The following is a 15,624-nucleotide window of genomic DNA, read 5'->3' as shown; positions in this document are numbered from 1 at the left end:
CCGTCAGCCCAGCGTGATCACCGTGCGCAGCGCCTCGCCGCTGCGCATCTGGGCGATCGCCTCGTTCACCCCGGCCAGCTCGACCCGGTGGGTGATCATGCCCGCCAGGTCCAACCGCCCGGCCCGCCAGAGCTCGATCGCCCGGGCGGTGGTCCGCCGGATGTCGCCGCCGCCGTACATCGAGGGCAACAGGCGCTTCTCGTTGAAGAACAGCTCGCCCATGCTGAACCGCACCTGGTCGTCCTGGGCACCCGCGCCGATCACCACCACCGCGCCGCCACGCCGGGCAGCGTCGTAGGCCGCCCGTACGGTGGCCGAGCGGCCGACCGCCTCGAAGACGTAGTCGTAGCCGCCACCCTCGACGCCCTTGGCCGCACCCTTCAGCTCCTCCGGGGCGACCGCGTCGGTGGCGCCGAAGGCGAGGGCGCGGGTCCGGCGGGATTCCACCGGGTCGACCACGGTGATCCGGGCCGCGCCGCAGATCCGGGCGCCCTGGACGGCTGCGATGCCGACGCCGCCCGCACCGATCACCGCGACCGAACTCCCGGGCTCCACCCGGGCGGTGTTCACCGCCGCACCGAGACCGGTGGTCACCCCGCAGCCGATCAGCGCGGCGAGCTCGTACGGCAGGTCGGCGGGCAGCACGATCACGCTGTCGGCCGGGACCACCAGTTCCTCGGCGAAGGTGCCGGTGCTGTAGAAGCCGAACACATCGGTGTCGCCCTGCCGGAAACCGGCTGAGCCGAGCCGCCGCAGGCTGGCGACGCAGAGCTGGCCCTGGCCCCTGCGGCAGTGCGGACACCTGCCGCAGGGCGGCATCCAGCAGAGCACCACCCGGTCGCCGACCGCGACGCCGGTGACGCCCTCGCCGGTCTCGACCACGTCGCCGGCCCCCTCGTGCCCGGGCACGAACGGCGCGGGCTGCGGCAGCACGCCGCTCATCGCGGACAGGTCAGAGTGGCACAGGCTGGCGGCCCGCAGCCGGACCCGGACCTTCCCCGGGCCGAACCCGACGGCCTCGACATCGTCGTGGATCTCCAGGGTGTCCTGGCCGATCCGGTGCAGGATCGCTGCGCGCATGGGGCTCTCTCCGTGGGTCGCCGGTGGGTCGGAGCAGCGTACAGAGGGCTGGGTCCGGAACGAGTTCCGGAAGCCCGCCCAGATATACCCCATCCCCCGGCCTGCGGGAACCCGTCCTACCGTCCAGTAGGGTCCAGGCACAGACCCTCCCCGCGAAACAGGAGCAGCACGATGACGGACGCCCGCCCGGCCCCCGGGGTGCTCACGGCCTTCGAGTCGGCGACCGGCTTCATGCCGGTGGACGAGGGTCTCGCCCTGTACGCCGCCGCGCACCGGGCCGCCACCGCCACCGGCCTGCCGCTGCTGGAGATCGGCAGCTACTGCGGGCGCTCGGCGATCCTGCTGGCCGACGCGGCGCGGGCCACCGGGACGGTCGCCCTGACAGTGGATCACCACCGCGGCTCCGAGGAGCAGCAGCCCGGCTGGGAGTACCACGACCCGGAGCTGGTCGACCCGGCGGTCGGGCTGATGGACACCCTGCCAACCTTCCGCCGCACCCTGTTCCAGGCCGGTCTGGAGGACCACGTGGTCGCCCTGGTGGGCCGTTCGCCGCAGATCGCCGCCGTCTGGGGCGGCCGTCTGGCGCTGGTCTTCATCGACGGCGGCCACACCGACGAGCACGCCACCGGCGACTACGAGGGCTGGGCGCCGCACCTGGCCGAGCAGGGCCTGCTGGTGATCCACGACGTCTTCCCCGACCCCGCCGACGGCGGCCAGGCCCCCTACCGGGTCTACCTGCGCGCGCTGGCCGAAGGCTTCGAGGAGGTCTCGGTCACCGGTTCGCTGCGGGTCCTGCGCCGCCGCTGACGCGCCCTGGCGGCCGACACCCGAAGATCGTCGTGGTGCTGCGGGCACGTTCCGGAATGCTCTAACGTCATCCCACATGCCGGGCGGACCGGGTGGCCACCGTTGGTGTGCCCGGAAACTGCCGGTACGGTGTCGCCGGACGACCGGATCGCCGGACGACGTGAACCCGGGACGCACCACACCACAGCGGGGGCGAGGCCAGGCATGACCGAGCAGGACAACACCGCGCCCGCGGTGTGGGACCCGACCGCACGCGGGGGCGCCGGTGGCTGGGTCCGCCCGGCGGCCAACCGGCCGGCCGCACCCGCGCAGCAACAACAGCAGCCGCAGCCGCCCCGCGAGGACCCCGGCACCGAGATCTTCCCGCTCGCTCCGCCGCAGCCGCCGCAGCAGGGCTACCAGCCGCCGCAGCCCGGCGCCGTCGGCGACCACGGCCCGCCGCTCGGCGCCCGCCCGTACCTGCCGCAGCCCGGCCAGGCCGCTCCGCCACCGCCCTTCAGCCCGCCACCGACGGGGTACGGCTTCCCGCCCACCGCGCCGCCCGGAGGCTTCCCCGGCGGATTCGCCGGTCCGCAACCGCCGCAGTTCCAGCAGCCGCAACCGCAGCAGCAGACCGGCTCCTTCCCCGGCTACCAGCAGCAGGCCCCGCAGCACCCGTACCCCGAGTACGAGGAGCTCCCCCAGCACGAGCCGCGCCGCCGGGTCCCGCTGCTGGTCGCGATCGGCGTGGTGCTGCTCGTGGTGGTCGGGGTCGGGGTGGCGTGGGCGGTCCGCAACGACGAGCCGTCGGGCCAGGCCGCGCCGGGCCCCGCCGTCTCCTCCGGCGCTCCGCAGGCCGCCCCGGCTCAGAGCACCCCGGCGGCCCCGCCCTCGGCCGGCACCTCGCCCTCGCCGTCCGCCGGTTCCTCGAACGGACCGCAGGCCGCCGCCCAGGCCAAGGCGCTGGACGAGCTGCTCACTCGGGGCGAGGGTGCCAAGGCGCCGATCGGCAACGCGGTGGCGAAGGTGAACAGCTGCCCCGGCAAGCCCGAGATCGCCGGTGCCGTCGAGGTCTTCGAGACCGGGGCCACCCAGCGGGACCAGCTGGTGGCCGAGCTGGCCAAGCTGGACTTCGCCGACCTCCCCGCCGGAGCCGAGGCGGTCGCCCTGCTCAAGACCGCCTGGCAGACCTCAGGCGACATCGACCGGGCGTACGCGGCCTGGGCCCGTACCGTCGGCAGCCAGGGCTGCAGCAACGGCAGCGCCCCCGGCGGCGCCGACCTGAAGCGGGCCAACGAGCTCAACCCGCAGGCCACCCAGGCGAAGAAGGACTTCGTGGCGAAGTGGAACTCACTGGCCAGCACCTTCGGCCTGACGGCCCGTACCTGGGACAGGATCTGAACCTCTCGTGACCGGCACCACCGACCGGCGCTCCGGCGCCCCGCGTCGCTCCCCCCATCCGCTCCGGCTCCGGCTCTCCGCCCTGACCTGCGCCGTCCTGCCGCTCTGCGCGGCGGCCTGCGCGGGTCCGGCGTCCTCGGTGGGGAACGCCGACCGGTCGGCGGCCGTCGCCTCCCCCACCGAGGAGCTGCCGGTCCTGCCGAGCTTCTGGCCCACCGCCGCGGCGCCGTCCACCCCGGCCCCCGCCGCCGGAAGCAGCGCCGCCAGCCGTCCCCTGACGGGCCGTACGGTGCTGCTCGACCCGGGGCACAACCTCGGCAACGGCAAGCACGGCACCGAGCTCAACCGTCAGGTGGACATCGGGAACAGCCGCAAGGAGTGCGACACCACCGGTACCTCGACCGACGCGGGCTACAGCGAGGCCGAGTACTCGCTCGACGTCTCCCGCCGGGCCCGCACCGTGCTGGAGGAGCGCGGTGCCAAGGTGCTGTTCACCCAGGACGGCGACCGCCCGTGGGGGCCGTGCATCGACGAGCGGGCCAGGATCGGCAACGAGGGCAAGGTGGACGCCGCCGTCTCCGTGCACGGGGACGGGGCACCGGCCGCCGGCCAGGGGTTCCACGTCATCATGCCCGCCAAGGTGAAGGCCGGGAAGGCCGACACCGAGGCGATCGTCGCGCCGTCCCGCCGCCTCGGCCTGCTGCTGCGCGAGCAGTTCAAGGCGGCCACCGGTGAGCCGTACGCCGACTACATCGGCGAGCAGGGCCTGGACACCCGGAGCGACCTCGGCGGACTCAACCTCTCCAAGGTGCCCAAGGTGTTCATCGAGTGCGGCAACATGCGAAACTCTGGCGATGCCAAGCGGATGACGGACCCTCAGTGGCGCCAGCAGGCGGCCCAGGGCATCGCCGACGCGCTGACCGCCTACCTCACCACATCCGCGAACTGACGGGGGCCGGTGGCGGGTGATTTTGCCACGACACCCGCCGTTTCAGGATCCCGCCGTGCACTTCCGAACGGCTTGGGCCTAGGCTTTTGCACCGTCCGATCCACACCGCCGTCCACGACATACACCGACGAGGGGAACGTTAGTGAATCTGCGCGCTCTCACCAGGGGAGACGCCGCCGTCGCAGGTGCGGCCGTCCTGCTGTTCATCTCTTCCTTCCTGCCGTACTTCTCCTTCGACTACTGCGGAGGTCTGAAGTCCTGCGCCTCCACCACGCAGAACGCCTGGTCCGCCACGCTCTTCCCGATCCTGCCCTCGGTCTTCCTGCTCGGCATCATCGCCGCGGCGCTGATCCTGGTGCAGCGCTTCCAGGGTGAGGCCGTCGCAGGGCGCCAGGTGCTCGGTCTGCGCCTCGACCAGTGGGGCATCGCGCTGGCCTTCGCCGGCCTCTGGTCCGCCCTCTGGGCGCTGGGCGGCGGCGGTGTCAGCCACGGTTTCGGTGCCTGGCTCGGTGTGCTCGCCATGCTGGTGCTGGCCGGTGCCGCCGCGGGCGGCCCGCTGGTGCCCGCGCTCCAGGCCCCGCTGCTGACCGACAAGCCCCCGGTCACCCAGGCCCCGTACGCCGGCGCCCCGGCCGGTGGCTTCCAGCCCGGCCAGTACGGCTACCCGGCCGACCAGGGTCTGGCGCAGGGTCAGCCCGGCCAGGGCGGTCTGCCCGGCTACGGCACCCCGCCGGAGCAGCAGCACGGTTACGGCTACCCGACGCCGGGTCAGGCCACCGGCCAGCCCGCCCCCGCGCACCAGGACCCGACCCAGGTGCAGGCCGCCGTCACGACGCCCGCCCCGGCCGCGGACTTCGCGCCGTTCTGGTTCGCCGTCCCGGCGCCGCGTCAGCTCGCGCCGAAGGACAACCCGGCCGGCCCGCCGGTCGGCGAACTGGTCCCCGGCACCTGGTACCTGGCGATCGAGCAGCGCGGCAACTCGCTGGTCGCCCAGCTCCAGGACGGCTCGCACGGCCTGCTGAACGACGCCTCGGGCATCCAGCGCGGCTGAGCCGACCGGACAACCTGAGAGAGGGGCCCGGGGGGACGTGACGTCCCCCGGGCCCCTCCTTCGTTCACGGGCTCAGCGGCAGCCGTCCCAGCAGCAGCCGTCTCAGCAGCAGTCGCCGACGACCAGTCCGGCCGGCAGCTGCTCCCCGCCGAAGACCGACACCGTCGCGTGGTCGCCGCCCAGCGCCGCCACCGCGAGCAGCAGTGCCCCGGCCGTCCAGGTGGTGCGCTCCTCCGGCCAGATCGCGTCGTCCTCGAAGACGTACCCGGTCCAGTACGAGCCGTCCTGGTGGCGCAGGTGCTGGATCCAGCGGAGGATCTCCACCGCGCGGTCGGACTGGCCCACCGCCCAGAGCGCCAGCGCCAGTTCTGCGCTCTCGCCGCCGGTCACCCAGGGCCGGTCGCTGACGCAGCGCACGCCGAGGCCCGGCACCACGAAGCGCTCCCAGTCCCGTTCGATCCTGGCCACCGCCTCGGGGCCGCGCAGCGCGGTGCCGAGGACGGGGTAGTACCAGTCCATCGAGTAGCGGTCCTTGTCGAGGAACCGCTCCGGGTGGTGGGTGATCGCGTGCCGGAGCCGGCCGGCCGCCAACTCCCAGTCGGGCTGCGGCTCTTCGAGGTACTCCGCGATGGCGAGCCCGCACCGCAGCGCGTGCAGGATGCTGGAGGAGCCGGTCAGCAGCGCCTCCTGCGGCGCACTGCCGTCCTCGTCCTGCCGCCAGGCGATCGGCCCGCCGGGCAGCCGCAGCCCGACCGTGAAGTCCAGCGCCCGGCGGACGGTCGGCCAGATCCAGTCCAGGAAGGCGTCGTCGCCCGCGGAGAGGTGGTGGTGCCAGACACCGACCGCCAGGTACGCGCAGAAGTTGGTCTCCTTGGCGCGGTTGGTGACCTCGCCGTCCACGTACGCGGCGTACCAGGAGCCGTCCGGGTTCTGACGGCCCGCCAGCCAGCGGTACGCCGCCTCGGCGGCCGCGTGCTCGCCCGCCGTGTCCAGGGCCATCGCGGCCTCGGTGTGGTCCCACGGGTCGAGGTGGCCGCCGCCGAACCACGGGATGGCGCCGTCGGGCTGCTGGTCGGCCAGGATCGAACGCACCGTGTCGGCCGCCTGCCGGGCGTCCAGCACCCCGTCCAGCAGCAGCGCCTCGGGGATCGCGGCCGTCACGCGCCGGCCCGCCGGGGCTTGCTGGCGTACACCACGAAGCTCTTGCCGAGCACCGGGTTGAGCGCCTTCTCGGCGGCCTTGGTGATCTTCGAGATCACGGGGGTGCCGACGATGTCCCAGACCAGCAGCTGGTGGTAGGCCCGGACCGGCAGCGCCTTGTCGTTGTTGACGCCGACGGCGCACTTGATCCACCAGAACGGCGAGTGCAGCGCGTGCGCGTGGTGCTCGCCGTACGGTTCGAGCCCTGCCTCGCGGACCCGCTCGACCAGTTCGTCGCCCTTGTAGATCCGGATGTGGCCGCCCTCGACCTCGTGGTACTCGTCGGAGAGCGCCCAGCAGATCTTCTCCGGCAGGTAGCGCGGCACGGTGACGGCCAGCAGGCCGCCCGGCTTGAGCACCCGGACCATCTCGGCCAGCACGCCCTTGTCGTCCGGGATGTGCTCCATCACCTCAGAGATGATGATCTTGTCGAAGGTGTCGTCGTCGAACGGCAGGTTGAGCGCGTCGCCCTCCATCGCCACCGCCGAGGCACCGGCCGGCGCCTCCCCGGCCTGCTCCATGGCCGCGAACCACCGGCGGACCTCGGCGATCTCCTCGCCGTTCCGGTCCAGGGCGACCACGTTCGCGCCGCGCCGGTAGGCCTCGAAGGCGTGCCGGCCCCCGCCACAGCCCAGGTCGAGCACCCGGTCGCCTGGGGCGAGCGGGAAGCGGGAGAAATCGACGGTCAGCACTGCGGGGCTCCCATTCGTTGGTACTCGGCAAAAAAGGTGATCGGCGGGACGACCCGTCAGGCGACGTAGCGCCAGCCCGCTCCGGCCCTGGCCCGCTGTCCGGCACCGGTGGCGATCGCCGCCCGGTAGCGGTCGGCGGTGAGTTCGGCGGCCCGCTGCCAGGTGAACCGGGCGAGCACCCGCTCCCGTCCGGCCGCGCCGAGCGCGGCCCGCTGCTCCGGGTCGTCCAGCAGCCGGCCGAGCGCGGCGGCCAGCGCACCGGCGTCGCCGGGCGGCACCGCCAGGCAGGTCTCGCCGTCGGGCCCGGCCACCTCGGGGATCGCGCCGCCGGTGGTGGCGACCAGCGGCGTGCCGGTGGCCATCGCCTCGGCGGCGGGCAGCGAGAAGCCCTCGTACAGCGAGGGGACGCAGGCCACCTCGGCCGAGCGGTACAGGTCGACCAGCTCCTGGTCGGTCAGCCCGGTACGGAACTCGATCTGCCGCTCCAGGCCGAACCGGCGGACCGCCTCGGCCACCGGGCCCTCGTCGCGCTGCGGCTTACCGACCACCACCAGGTGCGCGTCCCGCTCGGTGCGCAGCTTGGCCAGCGCCTCCACCAGGTGGACCAGCCCCTTGAGCGGGACATCCGCACTGGAGGTGGTGACGATCCGTCCGGGCACCCGGGTGATCTCGGGCGACGGGGACCAGAGCCGGGTGTCGGCGCCGATCGGGACCACCGCGATGTTGCCGGGCGGGGTGCCGAGCTGCTCGGCGATCTCGCCCTTCGAGCTCTCCGAGACGGTGATCACGTGCTCCAGGCGGGCGGCCACCCGGCGCTGCATCCGGGTGAAGCCGTACCAGCGGCGCAGCGAGAGCCGCCTCAGCCGGGTCGGCGCGGCGGCCAGCTCCAGCCGACGGTCCACGGTGATCGGGTGGTGCACGGTGGTGACCAGCGGGAAGCCGTGCCGCTCCAGGCCGAGCAGGCCGTAGCCGAGGGTCTGGTTGTCGTGCACCACGTCGTACCGGCCCTTGTGCGCGGCCAGGTACTGCCGGGCGCGGAGCGAGAAGGTGAGCGGCTCGGGGAAGCCGCCGGTCCACATCCCGGCCACCTCCAGCACGTCCACCAGGCTGCGGTACTCGGCCAGCGCCGGGGTGCGGAACGGGTCGTCGGCGCGGTACAGGTCCAGGCTGGGCAGCTCCACCAGCCGGACACTGCCGGGCCCCTCGACCGGGTCGAGCACCGGGAAGGGCTGGGCCCCGACCACGTCCACGTGGTGCCCGAGCCTGGCCAGCTCCCGGGACAGGTGCCGGACGTAGACGCCCTGGCCGCCGCAGTACGGGTCGCCCCGGTAGGACAGCAGGGCGATCCGCAGCGGTCGCGGCGGCAGCGCGGTCATCCGGGGCTCCTGTCCCCTACTCCCCGGCCTGCGCGGCGGCGGGGAAGTAGATCACGTTTCATGATGGTGGAGCTCGTCATTGGGCGGATCGAACAATGAGAGACCTTGAAGATACCGGCCCGCGCCCGCGGGCGGCAGTTCGCCCCCGGGGAATGCTACTGACGAGTACGGCAGTACCGGAGGCCTCCATTCTGACCCGTCCGGGAAGTCCGCTCACCCGGCGTTCACTGTGACATAACTCTCGGACCACCCGGCTGCTGACGTGTCCTCACCTCCCGGCCCGTGGTTGAATCACCCCGATCCGGTCACCCCCGCGCGCGCTCAGGGAGCCCCCTTGACCACCACCGCCGCCCTCGGAGCCGGGCTCACCCCGCGGCAGGCCGAACGACGCCGCCGGATCCTGCGGGCCGCCACCGTGCTGGCGGCCAGGGGCGGTTACGAGGCGGTCCAGATGCGCGAGGTGGCGGAGTCCGCGGAGGTCGCGCTCGGCACCCTGTACCGCTACTTCCCGTCCAAGGTGCACCTGCTGGTCGCGGTGATGCAGGAGCAGCTCCAGCACCTGCACGAGCAGGTCCGCCGCCACCCGCCGACCGGTGACGACCCGGCCGGACGGGTGGCCGAGACGCTGACCCAGGCGTTCCACGCGCTCCAGCGCGAACCCCGGCTGGCCGAGGCGATGGTCCGGGCGCTCTCCTTCGCCGACCGCTCGGTGGGCGCCGAGGTGGACGCCGTCGCGGCCGTCACCTCGGCGATCGTGCTGGACGCCGCTCAGCTCGGCCCGACCCCCTCGCCGAGCCAGCAGGCCGCACTTCGGGTGATCGCGCACACCTGGCACGCCACCCTGCTCGCCTGGCTCTCCGGCCGCGCCTCGCTCGGCGAGGTGCGCGGCGACCTGCACACCGCGGCCCGGCTGCTCGTCCTCTGACGACCGCGCAGCCGAACTGGTACGGGTTCCAGTGGCCCGCACCAAGGCCGGTTAGAGTCTTTGGCGCAGGTCCCCGGCGCGACTCGGCACTGCTCGGGCCGCTGCTCCGCTCATCGAAAGGCACGTCGACCCTCATGCTCACCACCGCCCGCACGGGCGCCGTCGCGCTGGCCGCCGCCGCCCTGCTGACCGGCGCCGCCGCTCCCGCCCTCGCGGACACCCCCTCCCCCGCCGCGGCCCCGGCCGCGCTCTACGGCAAAGGCGACCCGACGTACGACGGCGTCTGGCGGCAGTCGCTGGCCCTCACCGCGCTCGGCGCCGCGAAGGTCGTCCCGTCCGACGCGGCCGTCGCCTGGCTGACCGGCCAGCAGTGCGCGGACGGCGGCTGGAGCCCGTTCCGCGCCGACACCTCGGTGGCCTGCGACACCAAGGCCGAGGACAGCAACGCCACCGCGCTGGCGGTCCAGGCGCTCAAGCTGCTCGGCGGCCACCAGGACGCGGTGACCCGGGGCACCGACTGGCTGAAGACCGTTCAGAACGCGGACGGCAGCTGGTCCCTCAACCCCGGGACCCCGGGCGACGCCAACTCCACCGGACTGGCCGTCAACGCGCTGCTCGCCACCGGTCTCGACCCGGCCGCCGTCACGAAGGGCGGCAAGAACGGGTACGACGGCCTGGCCCTGTTCCAGCTCGGCTGCACGGTGCCCGCCGGACAGCGCGGCGCCTTCGCCTACCAGCCGGCTCCGGACGGCACGCTCAAGGCCAACGACCTGGCGAGCGCCCAGGCCCTGCTGGCCGCCGCCGGCGGCAGGCTGCCGGTCGGCAACACCAACCGGGTGGACGCCGCGCCCAAGCCGCTGGACTGCGCCACCGCCCCGGCCGCCGTGCCGCACGCCGACTCCGGCGAGGCGGCCGGTGCGTACCTGGTCGGCCAGCTGGGCGCCAACGGGCAGCACCTGATGCAGACCATGCCCGGTGCCACCGCCACCCCCGACTACGCGGCCACCGCCTGGACCGTGCTCGGCCTCGTTCAGTCCGGCCACCCCCAGCAGGCCACCCAGGCCGCCGACTGGCTGGCCGGCAACGGCTACGACTGGGCCGCCAAGGGCACCTCGGGCACCGACGCGTCGGCCGCCGCGTTGCTGCTGCTGACGGCTCAGGCCGCCCAGCTCGACCCGCACGACTTCGGTGGCACCAACGTGGTCCAGCTTCTGGTGGACGCGGGCCCCGCGCCGAAGTCCGTCCCGGCGGCCACCTCCGAGGCGCCCGGCTCCGGCCTCGCCGACGCCGACGACGACAGCGGCGTCTCCCCGGTCTGGCTGGTCGGCATCGGCCTGCTGATCGGCATCGGCGGCGGTCTGCTGCTCAGCCTCCAGCGGAAGCGCGGCACCCACACCACCGGCACCCCGACCGGCAACCCCGCCGTCGGCACCCCGGCCGGCGGCAGCCCCGCCAAGTCCGACGGCGACGACCGGAAGTGACCTCCCCTCACCCCCGCGCGGCGGTGGCGGCCCCGGCCGTCGCCGCCGTCCTGGCGCTGCTGCTGCCGTTCCTGGTCGCCGCGCCCGCGCACGCCACCGGCTACCGGTACTGGTCGTTCTGGAAGTGGTCCGGCAGCGCGTGGGCGTACCAGCAGCAGGGCCCGGCGGTGTACGTCCCGCCGGACGGCGCGGTGGACGGCTGGCGGTTCGCCGTCAGCCCCGACGGCGGCAAGGACGCCGCCCGGCCCACCGCCGCCGGTGACTTCGGGGCGGTCTGTGCCGCCACCCCGGCCCAGCCGGGCCGGAAGCGGATCGCCGTCGTCCTCGACTTCGGCACCGCCGCCGACGCCCCGGCCGGCGCGACCCCGCCGGACGGCCGGACGGTCTGCGCGGCGGTCCCCGCCGCCGCCAGCTCGGCCGAGGTGCTGGCCGCTGTCGCCCCGCCGCTGCGCTACGACACGGCGGGCATCCTGTGCGCCATCGTCGGCTACCCCCACAGCGGCTGCGGCGACACCGTCGGATCCCTGGCCGACTCCACCGGGAAGGCCGAGAGTTCGGGCCCGTCGGTCGGCCTGGTGGCGGGCGGTGCCCTGGTCGCCGTACTCGCGGCCGCCGCGGTCCGGCAGGCCCGGCGCCGCCGCGACTCCTGAGGTGTCACCCGTGCCCCTGCCCAACCGCACCCGGCAGCCCCGCCCCGTCCGCTCGACCCGCGCCGCGATCGGCCCGCGCCACCTGCACCCCGGCGCGTGGTGGCTCTGGGCGATCGGGCTCGGCGCGGCTGCCTCCCGCACCACCAACCCGCTGCTGCTCCTGCTGATCGTGGCGGTCTCCGGCTACGTGGTCGCGGCCCGCCGCAGCACCGAACCCTGGGCCCGCTCCTACGCCGCCTTCGTCCGGCTGGCGCTGGCGGTGCTCGGCGTCCGGCTGCTCTTCACGGTCTTCCTCGGCTCCGGCGTCGGCGGCACCCACGTCCTCCTCACGCTGCCCCAACTCCCGCTGCCGGACTGGGCGCAGGGCGTACGGATCGGCGGCGCCGTCACCCTGGAGGGGCTGCTGTACTCGCTCTACCAGAGCCTGCGGCTGGCCACCCTGCTGATCTGCGTCGGCGCCGCCAACGCGCTGGCCAACCCGGCCCGCCTGCTGCGCGCCCTGCCCGGCGCGCTGTACGAAGCCGGGGTGGCCGCCGTGGTGGCGCTCACCTTCACCCCCAACCTGGTGGGGGACGTGCAGCGGATCCGGTCCGCCCGCCGGCTCCGCGGCCGCTCCGACCGGGGCCTGCGCTCGCTGCTCGGCGTCGGCCTGCCGGTGCTCGAGTCGGCCCTCGAACGCTCCGTCAGCCTGGCCGCCACCATGGACAGCCGGGGCTTCGGCCGGACCGCCGCCGTCCCGCGCCGGATCGCCCGCTCGATCGGCGCACTGACCCTGACCGGCCTGCTCGCGGTCTGCGTGGCCTGCTACGGACTGCTCACCGCAGGCACCGTCCGCTGGGCGCTGCCCGTCCTGTTCGCCGGCCTGGCCGCGCTTGCGGCCGGGCTACTGCTCGGCGGCCGACGCTCCGTCAGGACGCGCTACCGGCCCGACCCCTGGACCTGGCGGGAGTGGCTGGTGGCGGGCTCGGGCCTGGCCGTCGCGGCCCTGCTGATCTGGCTCTCCGGCCGCGACCCGGGCGCCTTCGACCCACCGGTCGTACCGCCCACCGCGCCCGGCCTCCCGCTGCTGCCCGCACTCGCCGTACTGCTCGGCCTGCTGCCCGCCTTCGTCGCCCCCGCCCCGCCCCGTCCCGGAGAGCGTCCATGATCGTCTTCGAGCAGGTCTCGGTCCAGTACCACGATGCCGCCGCGCCCGTGCTCGGCGGCCTCGACCTGACCGTCCCCGAGGGTGAACTCTGCCTGGTGGTCGGCCCGTCCGGGGTCGGCAAGTCCACCCTGCTCGGCGCGGTCAACGGTCTGGTGCCGCACTTCACCGGCGGCGTCCTGCACGGCCGGGTGACCGTCGACGGCCGGGACACCCGGGAGCACCGCCCGCGCGAACTCGCCGACCTGGTCGGCATGGTGGGCCAGGACCCGGTCGCGCACTTCGTCACCGACACCGTCGAGGACGAACTCGCCTACGGCATGGAGTCGCTGGGCGTCGCCCCGGAGGTGATGCGCCGTCGGGTCGAGGACACCCTCGACCTGCTCGGGCTGGCCGAGCTGCGCGACCGGGCACTCTCCACCCTCTCCGGCGGCCAACAACAGCGGGTCGCCATCGGCTCGGTGCTCACCAGCCACCCCAAGGTGCTGGTCCTGGACGAGCCCACCTCCGCCCTCGACCCCGGCGCCGCCGAGGAGGTACTGGCGGTGTTGCAGCGACTGGTGCACGACCTCGGCACCACCGTCCTGATGACCGAGCACCGGCTGGAGCGGGTGGTCCAGTACGCCGACCAGGTCCTGCTGCTCACGCCCGACGGTCCGGCCCGGTTCGGCGACCCCGCCGAACTTATGGCGCTCTCCCCGGTCCACCCGCCGGTGGTCGGGCTCGGCCGGGCGGCCGGCTGGTCGCCGCTGCCGCTGTCGGTCCGGGACGCCCGCCGCCGGGCCGCCCCGCTGCGGGCCGCGCTGGACGGCCGGACCCCGCCCGTCGTCCCCCCGGTCACCACCGAACCTGTCGCGGTGGTCTCCCGCCTGACCCTGCGGCGCGGCCCGAACCCCGTGCTGCGCGGGGTCGAACTCGTTCTCCGCCCGGGCGAGATCACCGCCTTGATGGGCCGTAACGGCGCCGGCAAGTCCACCCTGCTCGGCGCCCTGGCCGGCCTGTACGGACCGGACTCCGGCACGCTCGCGGTCGCCGGACTGACCCCGCACCGGTCCAGGCCGAAGGAGCTGATCCGCCGGGCCGGCCTGGTCCCGCAGGAGCCGCGCGACCTGCTGTACGCCGAGACGGTGACCGCCGAGTGCGCGGGCGCGGACCGCGACTCCGGTGCACCGCCCGGCAGTTGCCGCGCCCTGGTGGCCCGCCTGCTGCCCGGCATCGACGACGCGCTGCACCCGCGCGACCTCTCCGAGGGCCAACGCCTCACCCTGGCCCTGGCCGTGGTGCTCACCGCCCGCCCTGACCTGATCCTGCTGGACGAACCGACCCGGGGCCTGGACTACGCCGCCAAGGCCCGACTTGTGGTCGTCCTGCGCGAGTTGGCCACCGAGGGCCATGCCGTCCTGCTCGCCACCCACGACGTCGAGCTGGCCGCCGAACTCACCCACCGGACCGTGATCCTGGCCGACGGTGAGATCGTCGCGGACGGGCCGAGTGCCGAAGTGGTGGTCTCCTCCCCGGTGTTCGCGCCGCAGGTGGCCAAGGTGCTCGCCCCGCTGCCGTGGCTGACGGTCTCCCAGGTCGAGGCCGCGCTCCGGGGCTCCGCATGAAGGGCGACGGCGGGAAGCCGCTGACCCGCCCCGTGCCGCTCGGCCGGCGGTCGATCGCCATGCTGCTGGTGATCACCGCGATCGGCGCGGTCGCCTTCGGCTGGCCGCTGCTCGCCGACCCGTCCTCAACGCTGGCCGGGCACTCCACCGACGCACCGTGGCTTTTCGCGCTGCTGATGCCGCTGCTGCTCGCCGTGGTCATCGCCCAGATCTCCGAGGGCCGTTCGGGCGGCGGCGCCGGTCTGGACGCCAAGTCGGTGGCGCTGCTCGGCGTCCTGGCCGCCGCCGGGGCGGCGCTGCGCCCGCTCGGTGCCGGGACGGCCGGTCTGGAGCCGATGTTCTTCCTGATGGTGCTCGCCGGGCGGGTGCTCGGCCCCGGCTTCGGCTTCGTGCTCGGCTCGGTCACCATGTTCGCCTCCGCCCTGCTGACCGGCGGGGTCGGGCCCTGGCTGCCGTTCCAGATGCTCGGCATGGGCTGGGTGTGCCTCGGCGCCGGTCTGCTGCCGGGCCCGGCCCGGGTGCGTGGCCGGGCCGAGCTCCTGCTGCTGGCCGGCTACGGCGCCCTCGCCGCGGTCGCGTACGGCACCGTGATGAACCTCCAGTTCTGGCCCTACCTGGGCGTCGGCCTGCCCCCGGCGCTCTCCTTCGACTCCGCCGCCGGTCTCGGCACCAACCTGGCCCACTTCCTGGCCTACTGCCTGGCCACCTCGCTCGGCTGGGACCTCCCCCGGGCCGTGCTGACCGCCGTCCTCTGCCTCACCGTCGGCGGCCCGATCCTGCGCGCCCTGCGCCGCTCGGTCCGCCGCGCGGCCTTCGACGCCCCGGTCGGCTTCGAGGACGCCCGGGAGCCGGCTCAGCCCTGCTTCGGGCCGGTGGACTGCACCACCTCGAAGGACCACAGCGTGGAGCCGGACGCAGCGGGCTTCGGCTGCCCACCCTCGGCGCTCGGCGGTCCCTGACGGTGGGCCGCCTGCATCGGCCCCTCCATCCACGCCTTGAAGTGCTCCTCGCTGGCCCACCGGGTGTAGACCAGGTACTGGTCCGTCCCCTCGACCGGCCGGAGCAGCTCGAACCACTCGAAGCCGTCCTGCCCCTCGACCGAGCCCGCCCGGGAGGCGAACCGCTGCTCCAGGGTCTCCCGCATCTCGGTGGGCACCGTCAACACGTTGATCTTCACCACGCTGGCCATCTGACACCTCTGACGTTCCACGGCCGCCCCGAGGGGCCGACCTGAGCTGATCACGTGTCAGCAGTCTCCTACATCCCGAGTACGGTTCCCGTT

General features: G+C 74.3%; 15 protein-coding genes. 10 read left to right on the top strand and 5 right to left on the bottom strand.

Translation table 11 applies throughout. The features are described 5' to 3' along the window. Positions 1-3: 3 nt before the first annotated feature. The gene (locus ACKUU6_RS23335) at positions 4-1,080 is read right to left on the bottom strand and encodes a Zn-dependent alcohol dehydrogenase (RefSeq protein WP_407990509.1); all 1,077 of its coding nucleotides are present in this window, start codon (positions 1,078-1,080) and stop codon (positions 4-6) included. Between the two features lie 171 nt (positions 1,081-1,251). Here ACKUU6_RS23335 and ACKUU6_RS23330 point away from each other — a divergent pair, with 171 nt between their 5' ends. The 4 genes from ACKUU6_RS23330 to ACKUU6_RS23315 all read left to right on the top strand — a co-directional run bounded on the left by ACKUU6_RS23330 (position 1,252) and on the right by ACKUU6_RS23315 (position 5,267). Further along, positions 1,252-1,887: a class I SAM-dependent methyltransferase gene (locus tag ACKUU6_RS23330; RefSeq protein WP_407990508.1), complete on the top strand. Its 636-nt coding sequence runs from the start codon at positions 1,252-1,254 to the stop codon at positions 1,885-1,887. A gap of 204 nt (positions 1,888-2,091) precedes the next feature. Further along, positions 2,092-3,267 (top strand): hypothetical protein, encoded by a 1,176-nt coding sequence (locus tag ACKUU6_RS23325; RefSeq protein WP_407990507.1) that lies wholly within the window; start codon positions 2,092-2,094, stop codon positions 3,265-3,267. 7 nt (positions 3,268-3,274) lie between these two features. Continuing rightward, on the top strand, positions 3,275-4,216 hold the full coding sequence (locus ACKUU6_RS23320) for an N-acetylmuramoyl-L-alanine amidase (protein WP_407990506.1): 942 nt from the start codon (positions 3,275-3,277) through the stop codon (positions 4,214-4,216). Between the two features lie 142 nt (positions 4,217-4,358). Continuing rightward, a complete protein-coding gene (locus tag ACKUU6_RS23315; protein ID WP_407990505.1) occupies positions 4,359-5,267 on the top strand; it encodes a hypothetical protein in 909 nt (302 codons plus the stop codon). Between the two features lie 102 nt (positions 5,268-5,369). Here ACKUU6_RS23315 and ACKUU6_RS23310 read toward each other — a convergent pair whose 3' ends face one another. From ACKUU6_RS23310 to ACKUU6_RS23300, 3 genes are read right to left on the bottom strand one after another with little or no spacing between them, the layout of a single operon-like run. Next, the gene (locus ACKUU6_RS23310) at positions 5,370-6,428 is read right to left on the bottom strand and encodes a prenyltransferase (protein ID WP_407990504.1); all 1,059 of its coding nucleotides are present in this window, start codon (positions 6,426-6,428) and stop codon (positions 5,370-5,372) included. After that, positions 6,425-7,159, bottom strand: a complete 735-nt coding sequence (locus tag ACKUU6_RS23305) for a class I SAM-dependent methyltransferase (protein WP_407990503.1) — start codon at positions 7,157-7,159, stop codon at positions 6,425-6,427. Before ACKUU6_RS23305 ends, ACKUU6_RS23310 begins: the two co-directional genes overlap by 4 nt. A 56-nt stretch (positions 7,160-7,215) precedes the next feature. Next, on the bottom strand, positions 7,216-8,535 hold the full coding sequence (locus tag ACKUU6_RS23300; protein ID WP_407990502.1) for a glycosyltransferase family 4 protein: 1,320 nt from the start codon (positions 8,533-8,535) through the stop codon (positions 7,216-7,218). 334 nt (positions 8,536-8,869) lie between these two features. Here ACKUU6_RS23300 and ACKUU6_RS23295 point away from each other — a divergent pair, with 334 nt between their 5' ends. The 6 genes from ACKUU6_RS23295 to ACKUU6_RS23270 all read left to right on the top strand — a co-directional run bounded on the left by ACKUU6_RS23295 (position 8,870) and on the right by ACKUU6_RS23270 (position 15,301). Then, positions 8,870-9,460: a TetR family transcriptional regulator gene (locus ACKUU6_RS23295; RefSeq protein WP_407990501.1), complete on the top strand. Its 591-nt coding sequence runs from the start codon at positions 8,870-8,872 to the stop codon at positions 9,458-9,460. A gap of 134 nt (positions 9,461-9,594) precedes the next feature. Next, positions 9,595-10,941 (top strand): prenyltransferase/squalene oxidase repeat-containing protein, encoded by a 1,347-nt coding sequence (locus ACKUU6_RS23290; RefSeq protein WP_407990500.1) that lies wholly within the window; start codon positions 9,595-9,597, stop codon positions 10,939-10,941. Then, the gene (locus tag ACKUU6_RS23285) at positions 10,938-11,591 is read left to right on the top strand and encodes an SCO2322 family protein (RefSeq protein WP_407990499.1); all 654 of its coding nucleotides are present in this window, start codon (positions 10,938-10,940) and stop codon (positions 11,589-11,591) included. The genes ACKUU6_RS23290 and ACKUU6_RS23285 overlap by 4 nt, the downstream gene beginning before the upstream one ends. 16 nt (positions 11,592-11,607) lie before the next feature. Beyond that, a complete protein-coding gene (locus ACKUU6_RS23280) occupies positions 11,608-12,738 on the top strand; it encodes an energy-coupling factor transporter transmembrane component T (RefSeq protein ID WP_407992208.1) in 1,131 nt (376 codons plus the stop codon). Then, positions 12,735-14,342: an ABC transporter ATP-binding protein gene (locus ACKUU6_RS23275; RefSeq protein ID WP_407990498.1), complete on the top strand. Its 1,608-nt coding sequence runs from the start codon at positions 12,735-12,737 to the stop codon at positions 14,340-14,342. The genes ACKUU6_RS23280 and ACKUU6_RS23275 overlap by 4 nt, the downstream gene beginning before the upstream one ends. Next, positions 14,339-15,301 carry an ECF transporter S component gene (locus tag ACKUU6_RS23270; RefSeq protein ID WP_407990497.1) on the top strand — a complete coding sequence of 321 codons (963 nt, stop codon included), beginning with the start codon at positions 14,339-14,341 and terminating at the stop codon, positions 15,299-15,301. Before ACKUU6_RS23275 ends, ACKUU6_RS23270 begins: the two co-directional genes overlap by 4 nt. On the opposite strand, the gene ACKUU6_RS23265 is transcribed toward ACKUU6_RS23270, so the two are convergent. Continuing rightward, complete coding sequence (locus ACKUU6_RS23265; protein WP_407990496.1) at positions 15,196-15,531, bottom strand: antibiotic biosynthesis monooxygenase family protein; 336 nt, start codon at positions 15,529-15,531, stop codon at positions 15,196-15,198. The two genes, ACKUU6_RS23270 and ACKUU6_RS23265, sit on opposite strands and share 106 nt — an antisense overlap. Between the last annotated feature and the right edge of the window lie 93 nt (positions 15,532-15,624).

Origin of the sequence: Kitasatospora sp. CMC57 (assembly GCF_045866025.2) — a bacterium.
GTDB lineage: Bacteria > Actinomycetota > Actinomycetes > Streptomycetales > Streptomycetaceae > Kitasatospora.
This window is presented reverse-complemented; position numbering and strand designations above follow the sequence as displayed.